This window comes from Paenibacillus tritici (assembly GCF_013204885.1).
Taxonomy (GTDB): domain Bacteria; phylum Bacillota; class Bacilli; order Paenibacillales; family Paenibacillaceae; genus Paenibacillus_AQ; species Paenibacillus_AQ tritici.
Map to the genome: position 1 here is coordinate 147,418 of NZ_JABMKX010000005.1, position 22,815 is coordinate 170,232.

Annotated in this window: 22 protein-coding genes; 15 read left to right on the forward strand and 7 right to left on the reverse strand. The window is 55.6% G+C overall.

The genetic code is table 11. The features are described 5' to 3' along the window. Positions 1–24 precede the first annotated feature (24 nt). Positions 25–924, reverse strand: a complete 900-nt coding sequence (locus HQN87_RS10325) for a LysR family transcriptional regulator (protein WP_173131796.1) — start codon at positions 922–924, stop codon at positions 25–27. Between the two features lie 409 nt (positions 925–1,333). Here HQN87_RS10325 and HQN87_RS10330 point away from each other — a divergent pair, with 409 nt between their 5' ends. The 8 genes from HQN87_RS10330 (at position 1,334) to HQN87_RS10365 (ending at position 9,544) form a co-directional block, all read left to right on the forward strand. After that, complete coding sequence (locus HQN87_RS10330) at positions 1,334–1,999, forward strand: succinate dehydrogenase cytochrome b558 subunit (protein WP_173131798.1); 666 nt, start codon at positions 1,334–1,336, stop codon at positions 1,997–1,999. A gap of 130 nt (positions 2,000–2,129) precedes the next feature. Then, positions 2,130–3,872 carry a succinate dehydrogenase flavoprotein subunit gene (sdhA, locus tag HQN87_RS10335; protein ID WP_036701593.1) on the forward strand — a complete coding sequence of 581 codons (1,743 nt, stop codon included), beginning with the start codon at positions 2,130–2,132 and terminating at the stop codon, positions 3,870–3,872. 433 nt (positions 3,873–4,305) lie between these two features. Continuing rightward, positions 4,306–5,070, forward strand: coding sequence for a succinate dehydrogenase iron-sulfur subunit (sdhB, locus tag HQN87_RS10340; RefSeq protein WP_173131801.1), 765 nt, complete (start codon positions 4,306–4,308; stop codon positions 5,068–5,070). Between the two features lie 324 nt (positions 5,071–5,394). Next, positions 5,395–6,243, forward strand: a complete 849-nt coding sequence (locus HQN87_RS10345) for a DUF3891 family protein (RefSeq protein ID WP_301953170.1) — start codon at positions 5,395–5,397, stop codon at positions 6,241–6,243. A 79-nt stretch (positions 6,244–6,322) separates the two neighbouring features. After that, positions 6,323–6,988: a potassium channel family protein gene (locus HQN87_RS10350; RefSeq protein ID WP_246553038.1), complete on the forward strand. Its 666-nt coding sequence runs from the start codon at positions 6,323–6,325 to the stop codon at positions 6,986–6,988. Positions 6,989–7,046: 58 nt separating this feature from the next. Continuing rightward, the gene (locus HQN87_RS10355) at positions 7,047–7,982 is read left to right on the forward strand and encodes a metallophosphoesterase (protein WP_173131809.1); all 936 of its coding nucleotides are present in this window, start codon (positions 7,047–7,049) and stop codon (positions 7,980–7,982) included. A 51-nt stretch (positions 7,983–8,033) separates the two neighbouring features. Further along, positions 8,034–8,576, forward strand: a complete 543-nt coding sequence (locus HQN87_RS10360; protein WP_173131811.1) for a GNAT family N-acetyltransferase — start codon at positions 8,034–8,036, stop codon at positions 8,574–8,576. Positions 8,577–8,818: 242 nt separating this feature from the next. Then, on the forward strand, positions 8,819–9,544 hold the full coding sequence (locus HQN87_RS10365) for an NADPH-dependent oxidoreductase (RefSeq protein ID WP_254075445.1): 726 nt from the start codon (positions 8,819–8,821) through the stop codon (positions 9,542–9,544). 115 nt (positions 9,545–9,659) lie between these two features. Here HQN87_RS10365 and HQN87_RS10370 read toward each other — a convergent pair whose 3' ends face one another. After that, positions 9,660–10,469, reverse strand: coding sequence for a histidinol-phosphatase (locus tag HQN87_RS10370; RefSeq protein ID WP_173131818.1), 810 nt, complete (start codon positions 10,467–10,469; stop codon positions 9,660–9,662). Between the two features lie 44 nt (positions 10,470–10,513). Next, positions 10,514–11,416 carry a LysR family transcriptional regulator gene (locus tag HQN87_RS10375; protein ID WP_173131821.1) on the reverse strand — a complete coding sequence of 301 codons (903 nt, stop codon included), beginning with the start codon at positions 11,414–11,416 and terminating at the stop codon, positions 10,514–10,516. Between the two features lie 388 nt (positions 11,417–11,804). Here HQN87_RS10375 and HQN87_RS10380 point away from each other — a divergent pair, with 388 nt between their 5' ends. From HQN87_RS10380 to HQN87_RS10400, 5 genes are all read left to right on the forward strand, one after another. After that, positions 11,805–12,260, forward strand: a complete 456-nt coding sequence (locus HQN87_RS10380) for a chemotaxis protein CheX (protein WP_173131824.1) — start codon at positions 11,805–11,807, stop codon at positions 12,258–12,260. A gap of 28 nt (positions 12,261–12,288) precedes the next feature. After that, positions 12,289–13,065, forward strand: coding sequence for an SDR family NAD(P)-dependent oxidoreductase (locus HQN87_RS10385; RefSeq protein WP_173131827.1), 777 nt, complete (start codon positions 12,289–12,291; stop codon positions 13,063–13,065). 163 nt (positions 13,066–13,228) lie between these two features. Then, positions 13,229–14,719 carry a DEAD/DEAH box helicase gene (locus HQN87_RS10390; protein ID WP_173131831.1) on the forward strand — a complete coding sequence of 497 codons (1,491 nt, stop codon included), beginning with the start codon at positions 13,229–13,231 and terminating at the stop codon, positions 14,717–14,719. Continuing rightward, entirely contained in the window at positions 14,716–15,462 is a 747-nt protein-coding gene (locus tag HQN87_RS10395; protein WP_173131834.1) for an ABC transporter ATP-binding protein, read from the forward strand. The genes HQN87_RS10390 and HQN87_RS10395 overlap by 4 nt, the downstream gene beginning before the upstream one ends. Before the next feature lies 1 nt (position 15,463). Beyond that, the gene (locus tag HQN87_RS10400) at positions 15,464–16,684 is read left to right on the forward strand and encodes an ABC transporter permease (RefSeq protein ID WP_173131837.1); all 1,221 of its coding nucleotides are present in this window, start codon (positions 15,464–15,466) and stop codon (positions 16,682–16,684) included. A 157-nt stretch (positions 16,685–16,841) separates the two neighbouring features. Here HQN87_RS10400 and HQN87_RS32055 read toward each other — a convergent pair whose 3' ends face one another. Both HQN87_RS32055 and HQN87_RS10405 read right to left on the reverse strand, forming a co-directional pair. Continuing rightward, a complete protein-coding gene (locus tag HQN87_RS32055) occupies positions 16,842–16,958 on the reverse strand; it encodes a YjcZ family sporulation protein (protein WP_209994562.1) in 117 nt (38 codons plus the stop codon). A 159-nt stretch (positions 16,959–17,117) separates the two neighbouring features. Continuing rightward, complete coding sequence (locus HQN87_RS10405; RefSeq protein WP_173131840.1) at positions 17,118–18,419, reverse strand: aminotransferase class I/II-fold pyridoxal phosphate-dependent enzyme; 1,302 nt, start codon at positions 18,417–18,419, stop codon at positions 17,118–17,120. A 280-nt stretch (positions 18,420–18,699) separates the two neighbouring features. On the opposite strand from HQN87_RS10405, the gene HQN87_RS10410 reads away from it, so the two are divergent. Next, the gene (locus HQN87_RS10410; protein ID WP_173131843.1) at positions 18,700–19,485 is read left to right on the forward strand and encodes a helix-turn-helix domain-containing protein; all 786 of its coding nucleotides are present in this window, start codon (positions 18,700–18,702) and stop codon (positions 19,483–19,485) included. 163 nt (positions 19,486–19,648) lie between these two features. After that, a complete protein-coding gene (gpmA, locus tag HQN87_RS10415) occupies positions 19,649–20,398 on the forward strand; it encodes a 2,3-diphosphoglycerate-dependent phosphoglycerate mutase (RefSeq protein WP_173131846.1) in 750 nt (249 codons plus the stop codon). 352 nt (positions 20,399–20,750) lie between these two features. Here gpmA and asd read toward each other — a convergent pair whose 3' ends face one another. Continuing rightward, positions 20,751–21,542, reverse strand: coding sequence for an archaetidylserine decarboxylase (asd, locus tag HQN87_RS10420; protein ID WP_173131849.1), 792 nt, complete (start codon positions 21,540–21,542; stop codon positions 20,751–20,753). A 90-nt stretch (positions 21,543–21,632) separates the two neighbouring features. After that, positions 21,633–22,730 (reverse strand): YheC/YheD family endospore coat-associated protein, encoded by a 1,098-nt coding sequence (locus HQN87_RS10425; protein ID WP_173131852.1) that lies wholly within the window; start codon positions 22,728–22,730, stop codon positions 21,633–21,635. Positions 22,731–22,815: the final 85 nt, after the last annotated feature.

Genomic DNA, 22,815 nt, shown 5'->3' on the forward strand with positions numbered 1-22,815 from the left:
TCTCTGTTATCGCTTATTCGCGGCTTAATCGCGGGCGTTCAGGAATACGTCCTCCGTCACCTGGACAAGGCAGCGCGCCGCCGTACTGAGTCCGCCGCTGCCCTGATAGATCAGACAAGTGGTCCGCTGCGTCTGCTCCAGCTCTTTGATGTGCAGGGAGACCAGCCCCCCGCCGTTCAGCAGCTCCGGGCGGAGATAGGAATTCGGCAGCAGCGCGGCAGCCTTAATCGTTGGCAGCAGACGGACGATGGCTTCGAAGGAGTCGATCTCCATCCGTACATCAGGATCAACCCCGCAGCGCTGGAACAGATCGTCGGTGGTCCGGCGGTACCAGGTGCCCTTGGAGAAGAGGATCATCGGCAGCCGGGAGAGATGCTCCATGGTGAGCCGCTGGGTCAGAGTCAGCGGATGATGCTCGGAGACAACCAGCCGGAGCTGGTCCTCGAAGAGCGGGATGCAGCGCAGGCCCGGCTCCTGTACCTGGGAGGCAATGATGGCCACATCGCATTTGCCTTCGCTGACTGCGGTGACCATCTCATGCGTCTTCCCGGTGATCAGCTTCAGCTCGGCTGCCGGATACTGCTCCGTATAGGCTTTCACCAGCGGAGGCAGTGTGGTCTGCAGGGTGGTCAGGCTGGCGCCGAGGGTCACCAGCTGCGGCTCGCCTTCCTTGAATATAGATAAGGCTTCGAGGAATTTGGAACGCTGCTGCCGCTGCTCCAGCGCATAGGTGTAGGTGAGGCGCCCAACCTCTGTAAGCTCCAGCCGTTTGCCGAAGCGGTTGAACAGGGCGACACCGAGCCGTTCCTCCAGCTTGGAGATTTTGCGGGAGAGGGCCGGCTGGGAGAGATTGAGCTGGCGGGAGGCCCGGTTCAGGCTGGAGTGCTCCACTACCGCAGCAAAAGCATCTAGATCATCATACATTGGATAGCGCTCCTTTGTGTTCAGACTGTGATAAAAAGCATAGCCGGTGAACCGGAGTTCTCCTGCCGAACAGGATGGCAACCCTGGATTGTACGTATATGTCGAATCTAAATGAGAATTATTATCACATAAAAAATATTCTTATGCGTTTATTGTATAACGATTAATAATTAGATTGCAATTCCCTTATAAGCGAAAAAAGAGTAACATGAAAAGTGACACAAGATATTCACATATTGTGAATAATAGAGCAAAGTCCGGGAAAACAAATGGATAGTGGTGCAAACAGACTATTTGCCGCTGAATCAAGCCTGCCGCTTCCCTGTTTCAACTGTACTCCCGGCAGTGTATGCTCTTTACAAAGACTACTTGTGAAAACGCTGTTTTATATGGAAAGGGGACACTTTGCATGAGAGGATTTTATTCCAGAAAGATTCATTCCTTGCTCGGCGTTATCCCGCTTGGGGCCTTTTTCCTTGAGCACATGCTGACGAACTTCGCAGCAGTAGAGGGTGGCGCTTCCGGTTTCACAGACAGTGTGCTATGGCTGAACAGCCTGCCGCTGGTCTTCTTCCTGGAATTGTTCGGCATCTGGCTGCCGCTGCTGTACCACGGGGTGTACGGCCTGTACATCGCCTACCAGTCGAAGCCGAACCTGAACCGCTACAATCTCGAGAGAAACTGGAGATATACGCTGCAGCGGATCAGCGGAGTCGTCACCTTCATCTTCATTGTCTGGCATCTGTGGGACACCCGTGTCCAGGTAGCGCTCGGTAAAGTGGAGCATGATGAGCTTGGCGGTGTCATGCATAACATTGTGACCCAGCCGCTGCTGATGACGCTTTACATCGTCGGTATCGTGGCGGCCTGCTTCCATTTCTCCAACGGTCTATGGTCGTTCCTGATCAGCTGGGGAATTACGGTTGGCCCGCGCTCCCAGAGAGTATCATCCGTTCTTTGCCTGGGTATTTTTGTTCTCGTTACCTTCATGTTCGTACTGTCACTGGTAACGTTCCGTAACGATGAATTCCAGGCCACCGCTGCGGCGATGCAGTCATTGCGCAGTTTCATTTAAGAACATACAGGTGTGTGGATGCGATTAACTTATGCTGACACCACTTAAGCCTATGCTTCCGAAGCGAGTTTTGCTGCATAGCTATCTCTAAGAAGCGGATCTTCCGCAAAACTTTTAGGAGGGAACAATCATGGCATCAGCCGATATCATCATCGTGGGCGGCGGTCTGGCCGGCCTGATGGCTACCATTAAGGCCGCTGAATCCGGCGCGCATGTACATCTATTCTCACTGGTCCCTGTCAAAAGATCCCACTCGGTCTGTGCGCAAGGCGGCATTAACGGCGCTGTTAATACAAAGGGCGAGGGCGACTCGCCCTGGGAGCATTTCGACGACACCGTCTACGGCGGTGACTTCCTGGCGAATCAGCCTCCGGTCAAGGCGATGTGCGAAGCCGCACCGGGCATTATTCACCTGATGGACCGGATGGGCGTTATGTTCAACCGCACCCCGGAGGGGCTGCTCGACTTCCGCCGCTTCGGCGGGACGAAGCGCCACCGCACCGCGTTCGCCGGTGCAACCACCGGCCAGCAATTGCTGTATGCGCTGGATGAGCAGGTGCGCCGCTGGGAAGCCGAAGGCTTGGTCACCAAAAGCGAGAACTGGGAGTTCCTCTCCGTGATCCTGGATGACGAGCGGGTATGCCGCGGCATCAGCGCCCAGAATCTGAAGACGATGGAGATTCAGACCTTCCCGGCGGATGCGGTCATTCTGGCCAGCGGCGGCCCGGGGATTATTTTCGGCAAAACAACGAATTCCGTCATCAACACCGGAACCGCTGCAAGCGCTGTGTATCAGCAGGGTGTGCATTATGCGAACGGGGAATTCATCCAGATCCACCCGACGGCTATCCCCGGGGATGACAAGCTGCGGCTGATGTCGGAATCGGCGCGCGGCGAAGGCGGGCGTATCTGGACTTACAAGGATGGCAAGCCATGGTATTTCCTTGAAGAGAAATATCCTTCTTACGGCAACCTGGTGCCGCGTGATATTGCTACACGTGAGATCTTCAATGTCTGCGTGGATCAGGGACTGGGCATTAACGGCGAGAACATGGTGTACCTCGATCTGTCCCATAAGGACCCCAAGGAGCTGGATGTGAAGCTGGGCGGGATTATCGAGATCTATGAGAAGTTCATGGGGGATGATCCCCGCAAAATTCCGATGAAAATCTTCCCTGCTGTGCATTATTCCATGGGCGGCATGTGGGTTGACTATAATCAGATGACGAATATTCCCGGCCTCTTCGCCGCAGGGGAATGTGAATATCAATACCACGGGGCGAACCGCCTCGGCGCGAACTCGCTGGTGTCGGCCATTTATGGCGGCATGGTATCGGGACCCAAGGCGGTGGAATATATCAAGGGCCTCAAGAAGTCGGTTCAGGATATCTCCTCCACGGTATTCGACAGCTTCCACAAGACACAGACGGATAAATATGAGTCTCTGCTGGGGATGACAGGTACGGAGAATGCTTATGTAATCCACAAGGAGCTTGGCGAATGGATGACGGCCAACATGACCGTGGTGCGTGAGAACAAGAAGCTTGAAGCAACCATCGGCAAAATCAAAGAGCTGAAGGAACGCTACAAAAACATCAATATGAGCGACACTTCGCGCTGGAGCAACCAGGGCGTGGCCTTTACCCGCCAGCTATGGAACATGCTGGAGCTGTCGGAGGCGATGACGCTTGGAGCCCTGCTGCGCAACGAGAGCCGGGGCGCGCATTACAAGCCGGAGTTCCCGACGCGCAACGATGAGGAATTCCTGAAGACCACTAAGGCAGCCTGGACTGCCGATGGCCCGCAGATCTCTTACGAGGAAGTGGATGTATCGCTGATTCCTCCGCGCGTGCGGGATTACTCGAAGGACTAAGAGTAAGAAGCAGGTGCTTGAAGCGCGGAATATTGGCTTAGTGCAGACAGGCTGCTTATAAGGGGAGCGGATTGATTTTAAGCTGCTCTATTAGGGTGTCGTGCTGTTTAACTGCATTTCATACACCTAAATACTATCCAACGTCTTTCAAAAGAGGAATAGATGTATTTGGTACACTTATAATCTTCTGGGGACCCAGAATGAGTGGTTTTCTTGAAAAACAAATGTATGAAGTGCAGTTATCTTGTAGATTGGGCTGGAAATACTGGTTTTAGTTGTACCAAGTGCAGCTAGAAGCGCAACCAGAGACGTAAGCAGAATCAGGACGTACAAACATAAAGTGTAGGCTATCAGGGTGCTTGCAGAACAGCGCCTGATGAATAAATTGCGGCAAATGCCGAGAAGCAATCCAAACTTTTAGGAGGTAACTGACATGGCGGAAACTGCAGCAGCTCCCAAAAATGTGAAATTTATTATTACCCGCCAGGACGAACCGGAAACGAACCCCTATACGGAGGAATTTGAGCTTGCCTACCGTCCGGGGATGAATGTGATCAGCGCACTTATGGAGATCCAGCGCAATCCGGTGAACGCGAAGGGTGACAATACGGTTCCCGTATGCTGGGAATCCAACTGTCTGGAAGAAGTATGCGGCGCCTGCTCGATGGTGATCAACGGCAAACCCCGTCAGGCGTGTGCCGCACTGATTGACAACCTGGAGCAGCCGGTTCGCATCGAGCCGATGAAGACCTTCCCGGTCGTCCGCGACCTGGTGATTGACCGCAGCCGGATGTTCAATGCGCTGAAGCGGGTCAAGGCCTGGATTCCGATTGACGGCACCTATGATCTGGGTCCGGGACCGCGTATGCCGGAGAAGAAGCGCCAGTGGGCTTATGAGTTGTCCAAATGTATGACCTGCGGCGTCTGCCTGGAGGCCTGTCCGAACGTCAACGAGAAGACCGACTTCATCGGTCCTGCGGCTATCTCGCAGGTGCGGCTGTTCAACGCGCATCCAACGGGCGAGATGAATGCCGAAGAGCGCCTGGATGCGCTGATGGATGACGGCGGTATCGACGGCTGCGGCAACTCGCAGAACTGTGTACGCGCCTGCCCTAAGGGCATTCCGCTCACTACTTCCATTGCCGAGATCAACAAGCAGACTACGAAGCATATGTTCAAGCGCTGGCTGGGTGTATAACCCGCAGGACCGGGGACAGATAACGTAGACTATATTCATAGGCAACCCTGCAACAGGCCATCCGGGAGTGAATCCCGAAATGGCCTGTTTGGCTATGCCGGGGATGAGGAGATGTCACCGCTTGAAGAACTGAGGAAAGGACTGGCAGCGTGCCCGGTGTTTCTGGGGGGGATCAAACAGGGTACATTTTTAGACAGCCTGTAATGAAGAGCCTGTTAATGCATAGAATAGCCATACGTATGGCAGGTTCCAATAAATATGGGTGGATATGTTATAATCTACATAGCTGAGAATAGCATTCTGGGACTTAGACAACGGGGAGGAATGACTGTGATTTGCCGTGAACAGGACGGAGTCTTGATAATGACGAAGCAGCATGAGCACGGGCTGCTGGCCGGGGAATTCGCGAAATGGTTCAAGGAAGAGCACACGCCGGCGGAAGGCCGCCGGGCCGAGGTGCTGTGGGCGGTAAGTAATCATGACCGGGGCTGGATCGACCTGGATGAGACACCGTTCTGGAACGATGCGGAGGGATTGCCGTATAGCTTCCTCGATTTCCCGGTTGTGCCGAAGCTGACCTTCTACAGACGGGGAATTGATGAGATTGAAGCACAGACGCCTTACGGGGCGCTGCTGTGCAGTTCGCATTTTGAAAGGCTGATTGAGGTGTCGGGTGAGGAATGCCCGGAGCTGACGCAATATCTGCAGGATGAGGCGGACCGCAGGGCACGTATTCACCGCGGGCTGGAGCAGAGCAAGCCGCTTGAAGAAGGCGAGTTATACTATGACGCCAGACTGCTGCAGTTCTGCGATGACCTGTCGCTGTTCCTGGCCCTTAGCAAGCCGGGCAGCATTGAATCCGAGAAGCACCCTTGGTTCGTAGACGGCTTCTCGGGCAGCGAGGAGTTCAGCTTCACCTCCGGCCGTGCCATTGAGGCTGAGTGGCAGGACACCACCACGCTGACCCTGACTCCGTTCCCGTTCACGAAGGAGATCGAAGTCAGCTTCAAGCAGCGGCGGGTCAGCCGGAAGGCGATTGAGGACAAAGGGATTGCCGAGGCCTACCGGAACGCTCCGGAGGAAGAATGCCGGATTACTGTCATTAGCGGAGCGGAAGAGGATTCCCAGGTGAAGACCGGAGCCAGCCAGCCATCGGAGAGACAGCAGAGGTAAGGCAGGTCCGGGACCATAGAACAGGAGCGTAAAGGCCATGGGTTGGTGGGTATGGACTTTCAATTTGGTTGTCATAGTTATGCTGGTACTGTGGTTCACCCGGATGAAGCTGAGCTGGATGAGCAGGGGAGTCCTGCTGGCTCCCATCCTGATCTATGCGCTGATCTCGGTCGAGGATCTGCTGAACCTGATCGAACTGGGCACTATTGTGCCTGGAGACCGGGGACTGCGCGGGCTGATTCTGCTGTTTGTTCTGGCCTCGGTCCTGTTCTACATTCTGTTTATTTTTCATGAGATCAAGGATTCCAACAGCAAGGAAGTCAGGCTCCAGCAGACCCTGATCCGCATCAGCATTGCTGCGTTTACCTGCATTCTTTTTTTTACAGTCGTATATACATCCGTCTATAAGCTGTTTGGACAGTCCTCCTTCCAGGGGGAGGGATTGGGGCAGGATCTGCTTAGCCAGTTGATTACCTTTCTCTACTTCAGCGTAGCAACCTTTACAACCGTGGGTTACGGGGATATAGCTCCCATAGACAACACCTCAAGGCTTGTTGTAGTCATGCAGATCTGCTTCAGCTTCATTACCGTCGCCTATGCGCTGTCCATGCTGGGCTTGTTCCGCAAAATCCTTGGACCCGGTACGGAAGAAGAGGTTGAGGCAGCGATAGAAGTGGATATTGATGACAAGGTGGATGAAGCGGTATCGGAGAAGCAGGAGGAGATGGACCCGCACGGTCCGTAAGGAAATCATTAGTGATATTAACCGCATAGATTGCAAGGATAGAAAGGAGAATCTCCCTATGAGCAAACAATCGTTCGGGGGCTCTCCCGGCAGTTCTGTTCCCGCTGTTAAGGGCAGCGGCGAACCTGGCCCCCGGAAGCCGGAAGGCCGGGGAGGCCGCAAGATGACCCGGCGGCAGTTCCTGGCCCGCGGGGCGGGAGCGGTGGTTGGCGCCGGTCTGCTTGCCGGCGGCTATGCCTGGCAGGGAGAGCCGAACTGGTTAGAGATTACCCGCAAGGAGCTGCCTCTGAAGGAGCTGCCTTCCGCTTTTGCCGGGACCCGGCTGGTTCAGTTCAGCGATGTGCATCTGGGCTTCAACAAGGATGCCCGCGATTTGGCCCGGCTGGTCAAGCACATCAAGGAAGAGAAGCCGGATCTGATCTGCTTCACCGGAGATATCGTAGACAGCTATGCCGAGGATCTGACCGACTCGGTCCCGGTTCTCGCAGAGCTTGAAGCCCCGCTGGGGAAGTATGCCATCCTCGGGAATCATGATTACAAGAATACGGAGCTGCTGACCCGTCTGCTGACGGAAGCCGGCTTCCGCGTATTGCGTAACGAGTCCTACCTGATCAAGCAAGGCGGAGCTGTGATGGCCGTAGCCGGACTGGATGACATGCTGCATGGCCAGCCGGACCCGGAGGCAGCGATCAAGGGGATTCCGGACGGGACATTCACGGTGCTGCTGATGCATGAGCCGGATTACGCCGAGGTTGCGGAAGCGTACCCTTTTCACCTTCAGCTCTCGGGACACAGCCACGGCGGCCAGATCCGTCTGCCGCTGATAGGAGCGCCCTTCACGCCTTACGGATCACAGAAATACATAGACGGCCTGTATTATACAGGGAATAGGGCGATGCCGGTGTATGTGAACAGAGGTTTCGGTGAGACGTTGATGCCGCTCCGCTTCCTGTGCCGCCCGGAGCTGACCGTTCTGACCCTGCGCCGGGGGTAGCCGGGCTGTCTTGAAGGGAAGTCTACCCGAGATCAGAAGAGGGAGAAGTTCATGAGCACATATGAGATGATTATGCGGATGGCGCTGCAAGGACCGGCGGTCGAAGTGAAGAATATGGCGTCCGGCGACGGAGTGCGGCTGAGATCGCTGCTCTCCCACCCTGAGGTTCAGCCGCATATTCAGCTGCGCCATGGATCGTCTTCACAGCAGGGGGTACTGGATAAGCTGGTGAACCGGATGCTTCACGGCTATGATCCCCATGCCCTGCATGCAGGAATCTATATCAAAGGACAGCCGGAGCTGATCGGGTCGGTCTCTCTGCAGAACTGGAACCGGCATGAGGGGAAGGCGCTGCTGGGTTATATGCTGGGTCCGTCATGGTGGGGGCACGGCTATGCGACAGAGGCATTGGGGCTGCTGCTGGACTACAGCTTCCGGGAACTCGGACTGAAGCAGATCGAGGGGCGCTGCCGCGGGGATAATCTCCGGTCGGCCCGGGTCATGCTGAAGAACGGCCTGACGCTGGAGCGGATTCTCCCGATGGCCGACGGCTCGGGCGATGTAATGAAAGTATTCACATTGTCATACAAATGAAATAATGCCGTTATCAAACTCTAACAGAGAGCGGTTAAACTAAGTACATGACCCCCTTTTGAAAATATAACTGCTGTTGGGACCCGATGATTCGGGTCCATTTTTTTGCGTTTTTGCCTCTTGGACGCGGGACAGCCGTTTGTTCTGCTGGCGGCCGCCAGGGGGATTAGGCTATGATGATAGAGATAACATGATGTAAGCAGGGAGGATCTGAACTCTTGAACGATGTGATTAGACTACTTATGAACCACCGCTCTTTCCGGCAATATACAGGGCAAGCGGTGGAGCCCTGGAAGCTGAAGACCATAATTGAGGCCGCCCAGGCCGCCCCCTCCTGGGTGAACGGCCAGCAGGTATCCATTATTGCCGTACGCAGCGTAGAACGGAAGCAGCAGCTCTCTGTACTGAGCGGCAACCAGAAGCATGTGGCAGGTGCGCCGGTATTCCTGGTGTTCTGTATGGACTTTCACCGGGCCCGGCTTGCGGCTGAGCTTGAAGATCAGCCGTTCGAAACGGCCCGGGATGTCGATGCCCTGCTGGTAGGCGCCACCGATGTAGGCATTGCCCTGTCGAACGCAGTGGCTGCCGCCGAATCGCTGGGCCTGGGGATTATCCCCATCGGCGGCGTACGCCGCAACACAGCAGGAGTCATTGAGCTGCTGCAATTACCCGAATATGTATTCCCGGTCGTCGGTCTCTGCGTCGGCTATCCGGCGGAAGAGCAGCCGAAGAAACCACGCCTGCCTATCGCGGCTGTATATCACGAAGAAGTCTATAATCCCGATCAGAAGGGCCTGATTGAAGAATATAATGCGGCCCACCGTGCGTCGCTGAAGGCGCAGGGGCTGACGGAAAGGGACTGGAGCAGTACCATTGCCCGCTTCTATGCCTTGAATCCGCAGTACGGGGATGCGCAGCATACGCTGAAGCAGCAGGGCTTCACCTGCAGCAATCTGAACAAGGAATAATCCTTCGCGTACAATTGAAGCGGGATAGCTCGAATTCGGGTGGGATGGGCGTAGCTGAATAACAAAAAAACCGCTTCGCAAGTTTCTTGCGGAACGGTTTTTTGGCGTTACACGATTACAGCGCAACCTTGATCTTCCCGCGCTGCTTGTAATAGACCCAGTACTGAAATCCGATCTCCTTCAGCCTGGCAGCGACCTGATTGCGCTGATCGGCCACACGGGAAGGCTTATGGGCATCAGAGCCGAAGGTGACCTCGACGCCGAAATGCAGGGCCCGCTCCAGAATCTCATCGGAGGGATACCAGCCGCCGCATAGCTTGGTGCCGCCGGAGGTGTTGATCTCAATGGCCGGCCCGCATTCGCCGATGATGCGCAAGGCTTCGTCAATCTCCTGCGGAGCGGCAATCTCGGAGAAGGGGGGATAATTCCCTTTCATGGCATCAATATGACCGAGAACCTGGAACATGCCGCTGCGCGCAGATTCCGCTATGAGCCGGTAGTACTCCGCTTTGGCTGCAAGCTGCTGCTCCGTGCCAAGCCCCTTCCAGCGGCTTTTGTTGAAGATGCTGACTTCTTCTACGTGATGCACTGAGCCGATTACATAATCGAACGGATATGCGGCGAAGGTCTTGCGGTACAGCTCCGCATGCTCCGGGAAATAATCCGACTCCATGCCAAGCAGGACATCTATGCGGCCTTCGTACTCTTGTTGCAGCGACAGAACTTCCTGGACATAACGGGCCAGCTCGGACTTGGCCATGGCGATACGCGGAAAAGCCTGCTCGTCCGGGCTTCCGAAGTAAGGCGAATGGTCGGAAATACCGATGACATCCAGCCCTGCTGCTATTCCGGCTTCAATGTAGTCTCTGATATTGCCGTCCGCATGACCGCAGCGGAAATGGTGGGTGTGCAGGTCGAAATTCATACAGGGAACATCTCCTTAGGCCAATATGGCAGAATGGGTAAAGGTTACTCTGAGCCGATGAACTGGGTCTCGGGCATCCCCTTAAGATCGCTCAGGAATTGTCTCATCGCAGAATTGACATACTTGCCGGATTTGGTAATGACACCTACGGGATGGGTCACCTCCAGCTCAATGATCGGGACGATGCGGAGTGTGCCAAGTCTAACCTCGGCCATGACAGACTGCTTGGAGATGACCGCCGCGCCCAGGTCAAGCTCAACCATCCGCTTCACTTCCTCGCTGCTGGTCAGCTCCATGATCACGAGCGGCTGAATGCCGTGCTTCGCCAGCACCTCATCGACGAATTTACGTCCGACCGTGTCCGGCGAGAGCAGGATAAGCGGTATTCTCCCCAGTGCCTCAATCCCGGCCGATTTGACCTGGGCCAGCGGATGGCGGGGGGAGACAACCAGTTCAAAAGTATCATAATACAGGACTGAAGTAGTCATCCCCGGGTTGCGGCCGATCAGATAGCCGATGCCGACATCGACAATCCCGTTTTCGACATGCTGGTAGATTTGGGAGGAGGACATGGATGAGATCGATGTTTTGATATGCGGGAACTGATCCTGGAAATAGGACAGCACCCGGGGGAGAATCTGGATAGCGATGGAGGTGGTCGTACCGAGAATAATATGCCCCTGGGGATTCTCATCGAGATCGGCAAGGCGCTGCTTAAGCTCATCTACGATACCTACAATCTGCTCTGCGTGGGCAAGGAAGACCTTGCCTCTGTCCGTCAGCGTTACCGGCTGGTTCCGGTCAACAAGCTGGGTTTTGAATTCTTCCTCCAGGCTTTTGATCTGCGCCGAGACGGCGGGCTGGGTAAGGTTGAGCAGTTCACCCGCCTTGCGGAAGCTCATCGTTTTGGAGATGGTAATCAGTGTTTCGAGCTGGCTGATATTCATGGACTTGCCCCCTTATGGCTACCGGATGGTGCCGCCGTATATTTGTACAAACAGGGAAAGCCCTAGCTTTCCAGAGGACGTATGCGCACATGTCTGCTTCTTAGAATTAGAGTCGGCTAGCTGCAAATTCTGACACGGTGAACGGAAAATATAGTTGCTGTGAGTGCTGCACTCGGAGGGTTTGACGCCGCAGGTTTTACGTTTATTGTTTAAATTATAGGAGATTCCTCCCGGGAGGGCAATGTTGCCGCCCAAACTATCTTCAGAAATCATTCGACAAGACCATTAATTTTTGGTGAATAATACCGATATATGAAGTATAATAAATTTTATTGCTTAGGACTTTTGGTATATGACTAAAGACTGGTTGAGGGGGGACAGCACTTTCATGAAAGCAGAAGTAATTAATCCGTTTTTAGAGTCTGCGCGCATTGTAATTGAACAGGTGATCCAAGTCTCGCCGTCCACCGGTATGCTGGGGATTAAGGATATTGAACTGATCGATAATCATATATGGATTCAAGTGGGAATGACAGGTCAGCTCAGCGGGAATATTATCTTCGGGATTGCCGAACCGGTAGCGCTTAAGATGGTGTCGGCCATGATGGGCGGTTATGTAATTACGGAAATGGATGAGATGGGGCAGAGTGCCATATCCGAGCTTGGCAATATGATCAGCGGCAATGCCAGTACTATTCTCTCCAACCAAGGGGTGTCTGTAGACATTACCCCGCCGAAGCTGATGAAGTCGGAGAGCATGTCCATACTGCCGCGCAGAGCGCTGAGTATCCCTCTTGTGATGGAGGGCATCGGAGAGCTTGATATTCAGGTAATGATCTCTTAGGCGGATAATCGGGAGTTGAATATATTCCATGGCATTACAAGGTAAAATTGTGGTCATTACAGGAGCATCCAGCGGGATTGGCGCGCTTACGGCACAGATGCTCAGCCAGCGCGGGGCGGTCCCGGTTCTGCTGGCCCGTTCGAAGGACAAGCTGCAGGAGATCGCGGCGGGAATTCCGGGCGCACATGGACTGTTCGTCTGCGATGTGACCGATGAGGCGGCCGTTGAACGCACCTTCGGGGAGATCCTGGACCAGTTCGGCAGAATTGATATTCTGCTCAATAATGCCGGTTACGGCAAGTTCGCCGCTTTTACGGAGATGGAGCCGGGCGAATTCGACGCCATGATGGATGTGAACTATATGGGGATTGTCCGCTGCACCAAGGCGGTAGTACCTCATATGCTGGAGCGCGGCAGCGGCCAGATTGTGAATGTGGCTTCGATGGCCGGCAAAATCGGCACAGCCCGCGCGGTTGCTTATACCGCCACCAAACATGCGGTTCTCGGCTTCACCAATGCGCTCCGTCAGGAGTTGAGAAAGAGCGGAATTATTGTCTCGGCCGTGAACCCCGGACCGATTGCCACCGAATTCTTCAAGACCGCCGACCCTTCCGGCAATTATGAGAAAAGTGTAAGCCGGATCATGATGACTCCGCAGCATGTGTCTGCGAAGATCGTGAAGCTGATGGAGAAGGGCAAAGAGGAAATCGACCTCCCCGGTCTGGCTGGCTTCGGCATCCGTCTCTATGGCCTGATTCCACGGCTGGCGGACAAGCTGACCTACAATGTTATGAACCGGAAATGATGACCGGCCAGGAAGCAAAGTGCTTGTCCCCTTTTGCATACAGGAAGATGTCCCCCTTGATAAATACGGCTTGGACTTAGAATTATGGCCTTCCATTTGGTGGAGAGGCCTTTTTGGCATATAATGAACATATTATCTTAAGTGAAAAGGATGAATACCTATTATGAATAAAGCTTCTTTTGCAGCTATCGGCATTCAGGAAGATCTTGCTGCCCGGTTGTCTGAATTCGGCATTACCGAACCATCCCCCGTACAGGAGCAGACGATTCCGCTTCTGCTGGAAGGAAGAGATGTTCTGGCCGCTTCCCAGACAGGAACAGGCAAAACGCTGGCTTATCTGCTGCCGCTGCTGCAAGGGATTAACCCGGACCAGAAATCGGTGCAAAAAATTGTGCTGGCACCGACCCAGGAGCTGGCGATGCAGATCCTCCGCGAAGCGGAGCGCTACGGGGAACACCGGGGCATCCGGGCGATAGGGCTGATCGGCGGGGCGGCGATCAAGCGCCAGATTGACAAGCTGCGGGAGCATCCCCACCTGGTGGTAGGTACACCGGGACGCGTGCGGGAGCTAATCGGGCTGCGCAAGCTGAAGATGCATGAGGTAACCACGATTATACTCGATGAGGCCGACCAGATGTTCCAGCTTAGCGGCGCCGGTGAAGTGACGAAGATTGTCAGCAGTGCGCTGCGTACCCGGCAGTTGGTCATGCTGTCTGCAACGATTGGACCGGAGACCCGGCTGCTGGCGAACCGGGAGATGAAGAATCCTGCCGAGGTGGGTATTGATCCCGGTATGATGACCGCGGCGAGTCTTGAACATCACTATGTAGTCGCCGAGGAGCGGAACAAGCTCGACATGCTCCGCCGGGTGATCCGCCACTACAAGCCGGAGCGTGCGCTGGTGTTCGTGAACGCCACCGACGACATCGCCGAGGTGACGGCCAAGCTGAACCACCTTGGACTTCCGGCCGCCGCGCTCTATGGCGATGCCGACAAGGTGACGCGCAGCAATGTGCTGGCCCGCTTCAAGGGCGGCAAGTTCAAGGTGCTGGTCGCCAGTGACGTGGCGGCCAGAGGTCTTGACATTGAGAATCTGACGCTGGTCGTCAGCTTCGATCCGGCCTTTGACTCCGAGCACTATGTCCACCGTGCCGGACGGACGGGGCGCATGGGCAAACGCGGGATGTCCGTAACGATTGTTACGGAGCAGCAGACGTTCATCATGCGCAAATTCGCCCGCGAGCTGGATATCCAGCTGGACGAGCGGGCGATGGCCTTCGGCAAGGCGCTGGCGGACAGCGAGCGCAGTGAACTGCGCAGCGGCGGGGGCGGAAACGCCCGCCGCGAGGGGGCTCTACCGCGCGGCGGCGAAGCCCCGCGCACCGGCAAGCCCCAGGTGCGCAGCGAGGCTGCTGGAACAGCAGCCGGAGGGAGCGGCGGCGCAGCGCCGGCAGGGCAGCCGGGACCAGCGGCTGCCAGCGGTGAGGGCACGGTGCGGCGTGAGCAGCACCGGCCGGGGATTGCCGCAAGCACGCGCAGCGCGGCGGGGCCCGCGGGCAAGGCGCGCAGCCAGGCAGAGCGCGACAAGAACCGCAAGAATAAGGGAGCCCCGAAGTGGCTCAAGAACAAAACCCCGAGAGGTGACGGTCAATGAATACAGCTCCCGTATTGCAAATTACGGGCTTAAGCGGAGGCTACAGCCTGAATAAGCCGGTGCTTCATGATATCGGCCTGCAGGTGCAGCCAGGTGAGATGGTCGGGTTAATCGGACTGAACGGTGCGGGCAAAAGCACCACGATGAAGCATATCCTGGGGCTGATGTCCCCGCATAAGGGCGAGATTACTGTACAAGGGAAGACGCGGGGCAGCGATCCCGAGAGCTATCACAGCGCGCTGTCCTTTGTGCCGGAATCCCCTTTGCTCTATGAGGAATTGACGGTCCGTGAGCATGTGGAATTCACTGCCCGGGCCTATGGTGTAGAACGCAGTGATTATGAATCACGCACCAGCCAGCTGGCGGCACTCTTCAATATGGAGGACAAGATGGATACCCTGTCCTCCCATCTATCCAAGGGCATGAAGCAGAAGGTGATGATTATGTGCGCGTTCGTAGCGCGCCCTGCCCTGTATGTCATCGACGAACCCTTCCTCGGCCTCGATCCGCTGGGTATCCGCTCGCTGCTGGATTTCATGCTGGATCTGAAGAAGTCCGGGGCGTCGATTCTGCTCAGCTCGCATATTCTCTCCACCATCGAGAACTATTGTGACCGGTTCATTGTACTGCATCGCGGAATGGTGATCGCGGAGGGAACGCTTGCCGAGATGACCGCGAAGGCCGGACTGCAGGGCTTGAATTTGGAGCAGCTGTTCTACGAGCTGGTTCAGGGAGGGAAATGATATGGATTTGAAGGAGCTGCGCCGGCAGCGGCGCAGCCGGTTCACAGGTAGCTTGATTCCTTATGTGGGTTATATTATTCAGAGCGGTGTAGCGATGGTGTTCCTGCTGGTACTGATTATGTTCTCCGCCTGGTATACTGCGCTGCTGCGCGATATTCCGGCAGGCATACCCATCCGCTGGATTATGCTTCTTCTGCTGATCCCTGCGGCGGTGCACAGCAGCTTCCGGACGTATCTGCAGACCCCGGACACGATCTTCCTGCTGCCGCAGGGTCACCGGATGAGGGAGTATTTCGCCCCTTCCTGGGTCAGCGGCAATGTGTGGAAGATCCTGCGCCTGGCCTTTATACTCATTACGATATGGCCGCTGTACATACGCACGGATGAGTCGCCTAAGGGGCTGCTGGCTACGCTTCTGGTGCTGATCCTGGTGAAGCTGCTGTCCAGCTACGGGTTATGGCGGGAGACCGCTATGCTCTCGCGTCCGGCTGCCAGTGGCTATAATCTGCTGCGCTGGGCAGTAGGCACCCTGATGGTTGCCGCCTGGGTATGGCAGCCGTCGATCCGCGCACTGATCTTCATCGTGATTCTGGCCGCAGCCTACGCGGCAGCATTGTCCGTTCCCGGCCGGCATTCCGTTCCGTGGGAACGCTTGATTACCATGGAGAAGAATCAGGGGACCCGGGCGCTGATGGTTCTTGGCTGGTTCGTCGATGTTCCCGGCCGCGAGCAGCGGGTCTATGCCCGGCGTTATCTGAGCAAGTGGGGGAGCGGCATCACCTGGCAGCGGAATTCGGCCTACCGCTTCCTGTTGACCAAAAGCTTCGCCCGCGGCGACATCTTCGGCATCGTCCTGCGGATTGCGGTGCTCGATCTGTTCCTGGTCTGGATGACACGAGGCAGCTACCTTGGCAGCGGCATTTATGTATTTTTCCTTTTTCTGATGGGCATTCAGCTGACAGCGCTGCGCAAGCTGCACAGTGAATCGTTCTGGCTGACCGTGTACCCGCTGCCGGAAGGCAGCAAGGGGAAGGGGACGATCCAGTTTGTCTTCCGGGCCCATCTGGTCCTGGCCCTGCTGACCGGTCTTCCCCTCCTGCTTGAATTGGGGGACCGGCCGCTGCCGGCCCTGGGAACCTACGCCTGCGGGTTCCTGCTGGCGTATCTGTTCAGAGTCTCGTCCACCCGCAAGGAAGCGCGCGTGGATGAGGATGACTTATAGAACTTACTGTATGCACCTATGTGCCTAATGCTATACACATGACAAATGGCCTCATTCTCCGCTACCGCAGAGTGTGAGGCCATTGTTATGGAGCGGGGAATGCGGTAACACGGGAGTGGAGAGAGCGCAAGGCTCTCTCCAGGGAGTGATTCCCGGTTTAGACAAAGAGTGAACGGCTGATGATAACCAGCAGGATAAAGAGAACCAGAATTGCGCCTGTGCTTGTGAATGCACCGTGTCCGTATCCGTATCCGCCTCTAACTTCTTCGCTCATGTTCATTCCCCTTTCGATTGTTTGTTGTTGTACTTGAGTACACATCGTATTGTATGTGCGGAGGGATGAACGTGTATAGGCCAATGCCATAGAGGGAGGCGAAAAAAAGTAGCCCCGGGTTTCCGGGGCTACTTACTTGCCTATGTCAAAGCTTGGTGATCAGGCTTTCTCCAAATCACGGATGCCCGCATAGACCAGATCGAACAGATCCTCAAGCTGCTCCTCTTCGATGCAGGAGAAGGCAATGCGCAGATCCGTTTCACCGAGGGCGATGGTGCCCAGGCCGTAATGGTGGATCAGGTGGAGCCGTAAGGCTTCAGCCGGCACGGTGAGCAGCTTCAGGCACATGAAGTACCCGGAGTTGAACGGATAATACGTCCATACGTCGTCGCCGTATTTGCCGCTGTCCAGCAGCGCCTTCACTTTGTTGGCCCGGCCTTTCATGATCTGGAACTTCTCTTCCTTTTGTGCGGCGAATTCCGGCGCCTTCAGCGCGTCCAGGACAAAGGTCTGCGATGGATGTGCTCCGCTGGAGATGGTGGCCCGGATGATGCCCAGTGTTTTTTGCTCCAGGGCTGCCAGCAGCTCCTTGTTCTCCGAAGCGTAGGTGATGAAGCCGACGCGGAAGCCCCAGACGAATTCTTCCTTGGTGGCTCCGTCAATCTTGACCGCCAGCACGCGCGGATGCAGATTCGCCAGCTTGCCGAACAGGGATTCCTTGAGCGAATCCTCGAAAAAGAGTCCGAAATAAGCGTCATCGCTGACCACGACCACATTGATGCCCTCTTCGGCGGCACGCAGAATGGCGGCAACGATGGCTTCGCCTTCCTTAATGCCCGGTGTATATCCGGTCGGATTGTTCGGGAAGTTAAGCAGGACGATGGCTTTGCCGCGGTCCTTCTGGGACAGCAGCGCATCGAGCAGACCTTCACTATTGAAGTTCATATCCTCGGTGAACAGCGGATAATTAACGGTCTCGGTCAGGCGGCGGATGCCGAAGGTCAGCTCGTAGTTCTCCCAGTTTTTGTCCGGATAGATGACGGCATCCCCTTGCTCAGCGAACAGATCGGCAACGATGCTAAGCCCGTGGGTCAGCGCATTCGTTACGACAGGATTGCTGAAGGACTTGCCTTCAAGCGACGGATTCTCACGCAGCATCTTCTCCCGCCATACGGAACGAAGCTCCGGCTTGCCTGCTGGAGGCGCGTAGCCGTAGAGGTCTTTGGGACTGTAGGCGGAGAGTTTATCCTGGATCACACCAAGGTGCATCGGCAACCCGTTCTCGGTAGCGATTCCGATGGTGGCGTTATACTTCTTGGCATGAGCCGTGGCTTCTGCGGATTGGCTCAGGATCCCCTCTTTGGGGAAATAGATTGCTTTACCGAGACTAGAGAGCATATCGTACACATGTTCATTGCCTGCCTTGATGCTGTCATTCAATTGTCCAGCCAGTGGATTCATCAGTTTCATCCTTCCGGTATTCTTCTGGGATATATACGCTAACATTGCCTAACATTATAACACCGTGGATTGTCGCCGTCACTGAGGAATGCTGCGTTTTCACAAATACTTTTGGAATCAGGCAAGCGCCTCCTCTTCAGCCGGACATTGGCATCACGCGCCGGGCAAGACTTTCTGTGACAGGTTCGGGAACGGCCTGAAGCCGTGAAGATGTACAAAAGGGAACCGGACAAGGTATTATGAAAAGTAAGCTTACGCTATACGTTTAGGAGGGAACCATATGCTGCATGCATCGCCATCCTCTTTTGTCATCCTCCCGGCCCTGGCGAAGATTGTCTGTGAACCGGGCTGGAAGTGGCAAAAAAGAGAGAAGCCGCTGCAAAATTATGATTTGTTCTATGTCTGGAGCGGAGAGGGAACCGTTGTGCGCAGCGGGGTGCCTTATCAGGTGGGGAAGGGAAGCTGCTTCCTGTTCCGTCCGGGGGACCATACCAGTGCGACACACAATCCGCAAAAGCCGCTTGTGCTTACATATATTCATTTCGATGTTACCGAGGAGGTAACCGAGATTCCGGCACCGTACCATGAGCTGACGGAGACGGTGGAATTCGAGCATCTGCTGGCCCGTTATGTCCGCCTGTTCCTGGTGCAGACCTATGCCGCGGAGGAGGAAGGCCGCCTGATTCTGAAGCAGTTGATGATTCATCTGCTGCGGCAGGATCAGGTAGTGCCGGTTGAACGCCATGTCAGCAACCAGCTGGCTGAGGTGATCCATGAGGTCGCCAACTATGTCAGCCAGCATCCGGGTGCTGCGCACCGGGTAGAGGATCTGGCCGCCCGGGCGGGGCTGTCGCCGCGCTACTTCTCGATCAAGTTCAAAGAGATCACCGGCTCCTCGGTCCAGTCCTATGTGATCCGTGCGAGAATTGAACGGGCACAGCATCTGCTGCTGTATGCCGGCATGAATGTAACCGAGGTGGCGGATGCGCTGGGTTACCGCGATATCTTCTTTTTCAGCCGCCAGTTCAAGCAGCACACCGGCAAAAGCCCGTCGGAAATCCGCTGACCCGGGCGTCTAAATGCTGCTGGCTGCCCGGTGACGCGTCAGCCCTGCCACCGGCAGGGCTTTTTGCTACAGGAATAGCCGGGGTCCATCAAAAGTTGAAGCGGGCATCCGTCTGTGACAGAATATAAGTATGAACACAAAAGACAGGAGAGGGAGAATACTTATGTACGAAATCGTCCTGATACGGCATGGAGAGAGTGAATACAACCGGCAGAATCTGTTCACGGGCTGGAGTGATCCCGATCTGACGGAGAAGGGTGTGGAAGAGGCCAGGAAAGCGGGGGCCCTGCTGAAGGATGCCGGGTATACGTTCGACCTTGCCTTCGCTTCGGTGCTGAAGCGTTCGATCAAGACGCTGAACTATGTGCTGGATGAGATGGACCTGCTGTGGATTCCCGTGCAGAAATCCTGGAAGCTGAATGAGCGCCATTACGGGGCGCTGCAGGGCCTCAGCAAAAGTGAAACCGCCTTGAAATACGGTGAGGAGCAGCTCCATATCTGGCGGCGCAGCCTCTCGGTCCGTCCCCCGATGCTGGAGCCGGATGATCCGCGTTATGCCAGAAATGATATCCGCTATAAGGAAGTCCGTCCGGGAGATATCCCGCGCGGGGAGAGCCTGGAGGATACCGTGCACCGGGTCGGCGATTTCTGGGCCAACCGCATTGTGCCGCTGATCCGCAAGAAGGAGCGGGTCCTGATCTCCGCCCATGGCAATACGCTGCGGGCCTTGATCAAATACATGGAGGACATTGATGAGACCGCCCTGCTGGATCTCAACATCCCAACCGGCGTCCCGCTGGTCTATAAGCTCGACGACGATGTGAAGCCGATCAGCCGCTTCTATCTCGGCGTCCCGGAAGAGGTCCAGGAGAAAGCCCGCGAGGTGGCTAATCAGAGCAAGGTTACGGAGTAACTGAAGACAGTAGAGCTGGAGATATCCATGATTTCTCCTGAAACAATAATAATGAAGGGAGTATTCCAGCCATCTCATGGCTGAGGGATACTCCCTTTTTGGCGTCTGACGGGTAAGGAACACCTTTATCCGGTAAAAGGCAAGGCAAACGCAAACGCAAATCCTCCAATTCTCTGTGAAGGATCTCCTGAAGTCCAAACAAACCCCGCCCAAGGACACGTTGTCGTGTTCCTTGGGCGGGGTTTGTTTTCAAATATATTTCTCGCTGGCAGGGTCCGTCCTGTAAGAGAACGGCACAGTCATGCCGCTTACGTCTTACGCTGCGCTCTTCGGGCAGGATGCAGCCCGGAAGCTAAGTAGCCCGCCGCATCTCACCCAGCAGCTCGCCCATCTTCACCTTGGTGTCCACGGTAAGTCCTGGACGCGGGGTGAAGGTGCCGCTCTCCATCAGCAGGACTACCGTAGAGCCGAATTCGAAATAGGCCAGGTCGTCGCCCCGCTGCCATTCACGGGCGGATTCATCGGTGTAGCGGATACTGCTCACATTCATTGCGCCTACCTTGACCACGGCGGTCTCGCCATAGCTGCCGGCTATATAAGTAATCAGCCGTTCGTTGCGGCTCAGGACACTCTTCATATGTCGCATGCCGAATTCATTCACGGGGTAAGCCCGTCCGCGGATATAATCGCTCTCCCTCAGCTGTCCGGTTAACGGGGAGTGAATCCGGTGATAATCGGTAGGGCTTAGGTAGAGGACGAAATAGTAGCCTTTTTTGTACAGTTCGAGGTGTGGCGAGTGATTAAGCAAATCCTCCAGCGTATAATCCTGCCCCTTCACATTCATTATCGTTCCGCAGTTAATGTCGCCCATTGCCGTAATCATGGCGTCCACCGGACTGGCCACGGCATGGTCACCGCCGGCAACCGGCCTCATGCCGGGCTTCAGGCGGCGGCTGAAGAATTCATTCAGTGTGCGGTATTCCCCGGCCGTCTTCTCTGCCTCGGAGGCAGGAATTTGATAGGAACGTATAAATACCGGAATCATAAGGCGGCTGAGTCTGCTATGGGAAAAAGCCCCCATCAACCTGGAAAGCCATCTGTGCGAGGATAGCTCGGTCATCAGCCGCAGCAATTGTTTAACCATGCCCATCTCCCTTCCATCATGCAGCAGTAGGGTCCCGTGCCAAGGGACTCCACCCGCTCTGCATTATATTGACATAGAATAGGAGACAAATCAATAAGAGTTAATTCTTATAGCCGCTTCATGCAGATATCTGGCATAGCCCATAGGCTGGCGGTAGCTGTCTTTCCAGACTCCGCTAAGTCCGGCTTTGCGGAAGCCGTAACGCTGGTCGCGCCCGTTGCATTCAATGAAGAACAGGTGCCCGTGCTTCGTCACCCCGATATCCAGCCCGATATCTGCGAGACCCGGGAGACTCTGCTCCAGCTCACGGGCGATGGAGAGACTCAGGGAGAGCACAGACATGCGGATTCTGGCAGCCTCCTCCCCGGAGAACGCCTTCTCCAGTGCGGATGATGCCTTCAGGGCTTCGCCCCCTCTGGCAATGTTAGAGACAAAGCCGCCGGGTGCGGCCAGCTTGGCGAACATTCCGGTGACCTGCCACGCTCCGCCCCAGCCCCGCTGTACGGTGACGCGCAGGTCGAACGGGCGTCCGTTGATCTCGGCCAGCGGAATCCGCTCCTGGACCAGGTAGGGCACGGAAGAGAGCCGTGCGCGGAGCGCCCGGGGAAGAGCACCCGGGTTAACCGGTGTGCGGATGGAGCGTTTGGAACCGGTAAGAGAGTAGCTCCAGATCCACCGCTCCCCTCCGCTCCGGGTGAGACGCATAACGCCGTTACCAACGCTTCCCCGGCAAGGCTTGAGGATCAGATCCGTATAGCTGCCCATCATCTCCTTCAGGCCGGATATCCCGGCTGATGTGACCGGCAGCACGGCCTGCAGTTCCCGGTTCTGCTCCAGCAGTCCGTGAATCTGATCCTTGCCGTAACGGTTGCAGGTGTTGTATACATGAATGCCCTGCCGGAGCAGCCGTTCGACGCCGCTGCTGCGCTGATCGTAAATGGCCCGGTTATGGATGACCTCTGGCGTCGGGATGATATGTCTGCGATATCCTTGTGAATTTGTCTTCATATATACACTGCTGAAGCCGGACTGTGTATCTATGTCGGACAGCTTCAAAAAGCAAGGGGTTAATCCGTATGCGGCGGCGGCCTCTTCGTAGTTTGCCAGAGATTCCTGTCCGGTTTTTAACCGGGGAACGCCCCCGTGCATAGCGGCATTTAGCAGTATTCCAACGAGCTTTTGCCCCATGTTCGTTCCTCCTGTTATCTTGAAGTAGCTTCCCGGCTGTTTTTTCGAAATATAAGAATTTATTAGTTGCACACGATAACTTATC

What these genes read in the sequence shown, in the direction of transcription:
- HQN87_RS10325 (WP_173131796.1), bottom strand. Translation starts at nt 924, where the DNA reads ATGTATGATGATCTAGATGCTTTTGCTGCGGTAGTGGAGCACTCCAGC.
- HQN87_RS10330 (WP_173131798.1), top strand. Translation starts at nt 1,334, where the DNA reads ATGAGAGGATTTTATTCCAGAAAGATTCATTCCTTGCTCGGCGTTATC.
- sdhA (WP_036701593.1), top strand. Translation starts at nt 2,130, where the DNA reads ATGGCATCAGCCGATATCATCATCGTGGGCGGCGGTCTGGCCGGCCTG.
- sdhB (WP_173131801.1), top strand. Translation starts at nt 4,306, where the DNA reads ATGGCGGAAACTGCAGCAGCTCCCAAAAATGTGAAATTTATTATTACC.
- HQN87_RS10345 (WP_301953170.1), top strand. Translation starts at nt 5,395, where the DNA reads ATGACTGTGATTTGCCGTGAACAGGACGGAGTCTTGATAATGACGAAG.
- HQN87_RS10350 (WP_246553038.1), top strand. Translation starts at nt 6,323, where the DNA reads ATGCTGGTACTGTGGTTCACCCGGATGAAGCTGAGCTGGATGAGCAGG.
- HQN87_RS10355 (WP_173131809.1), top strand. Translation starts at nt 7,047, where the DNA reads ATGAGCAAACAATCGTTCGGGGGCTCTCCCGGCAGTTCTGTTCCCGCT.
- HQN87_RS10360 (WP_173131811.1), top strand. Translation starts at nt 8,034, where the DNA reads ATGAGCACATATGAGATGATTATGCGGATGGCGCTGCAAGGACCGGCG.
- HQN87_RS10365 (WP_254075445.1), top strand. Translation starts at nt 8,819, where the DNA reads ATGAACCACCGCTCTTTCCGGCAATATACAGGGCAAGCGGTGGAGCCC.
- HQN87_RS10370 (WP_173131818.1), bottom strand. Translation starts at nt 10,469, where the DNA reads ATGAATTTCGACCTGCACACCCACCATTTCCGCTGCGGTCATGCGGAC.
- HQN87_RS10375 (WP_173131821.1), bottom strand. Translation starts at nt 11,416, where the DNA reads ATGAATATCAGCCAGCTCGAAACACTGATTACCATCTCCAAAACGATG.
- HQN87_RS10380 (WP_173131824.1), top strand. Translation starts at nt 11,805, where the DNA reads ATGAAAGCAGAAGTAATTAATCCGTTTTTAGAGTCTGCGCGCATTGTA.
- HQN87_RS10385 (WP_173131827.1), top strand. Translation starts at nt 12,289, where the DNA reads ATGGCATTACAAGGTAAAATTGTGGTCATTACAGGAGCATCCAGCGGG.
- HQN87_RS10390 (WP_173131831.1), top strand. Translation starts at nt 13,229, where the DNA reads ATGAATAAAGCTTCTTTTGCAGCTATCGGCATTCAGGAAGATCTTGCT.
- HQN87_RS10395 (WP_173131834.1), top strand. Translation starts at nt 14,716, where the DNA reads ATGAATACAGCTCCCGTATTGCAAATTACGGGCTTAAGCGGAGGCTAC.
- HQN87_RS10400 (WP_173131837.1), top strand. Translation starts at nt 15,464, where the DNA reads ATGGATTTGAAGGAGCTGCGCCGGCAGCGGCGCAGCCGGTTCACAGGT.
- HQN87_RS32055 (WP_209994562.1), bottom strand. Translation starts at nt 16,958, where the DNA reads ATGAGCGAAGAAGTTAGAGGCGGATACGGATACGGACACGGTGCATTC.
- HQN87_RS10405 (WP_173131840.1), bottom strand. Translation starts at nt 18,419, where the DNA reads ATGAATCCACTGGCTGGACAATTGAATGACAGCATCAAGGCAGGCAAT.
- HQN87_RS10410 (WP_173131843.1), top strand. Translation starts at nt 18,700, where the DNA reads ATGCTGCATGCATCGCCATCCTCTTTTGTCATCCTCCCGGCCCTGGCG.
- gpmA (WP_173131846.1), top strand. Translation starts at nt 19,649, where the DNA reads ATGTACGAAATCGTCCTGATACGGCATGGAGAGAGTGAATACAACCGG.
- asd (WP_173131849.1), bottom strand. Translation starts at nt 21,542, where the DNA reads ATGGTTAAACAATTGCTGCGGCTGATGACCGAGCTATCCTCGCACAGA.
- HQN87_RS10425 (WP_173131852.1), bottom strand. Translation starts at nt 22,730, where the DNA reads ATGGGGCAAAAGCTCGTTGGAATACTGCTAAATGCCGCTATGCACGGG.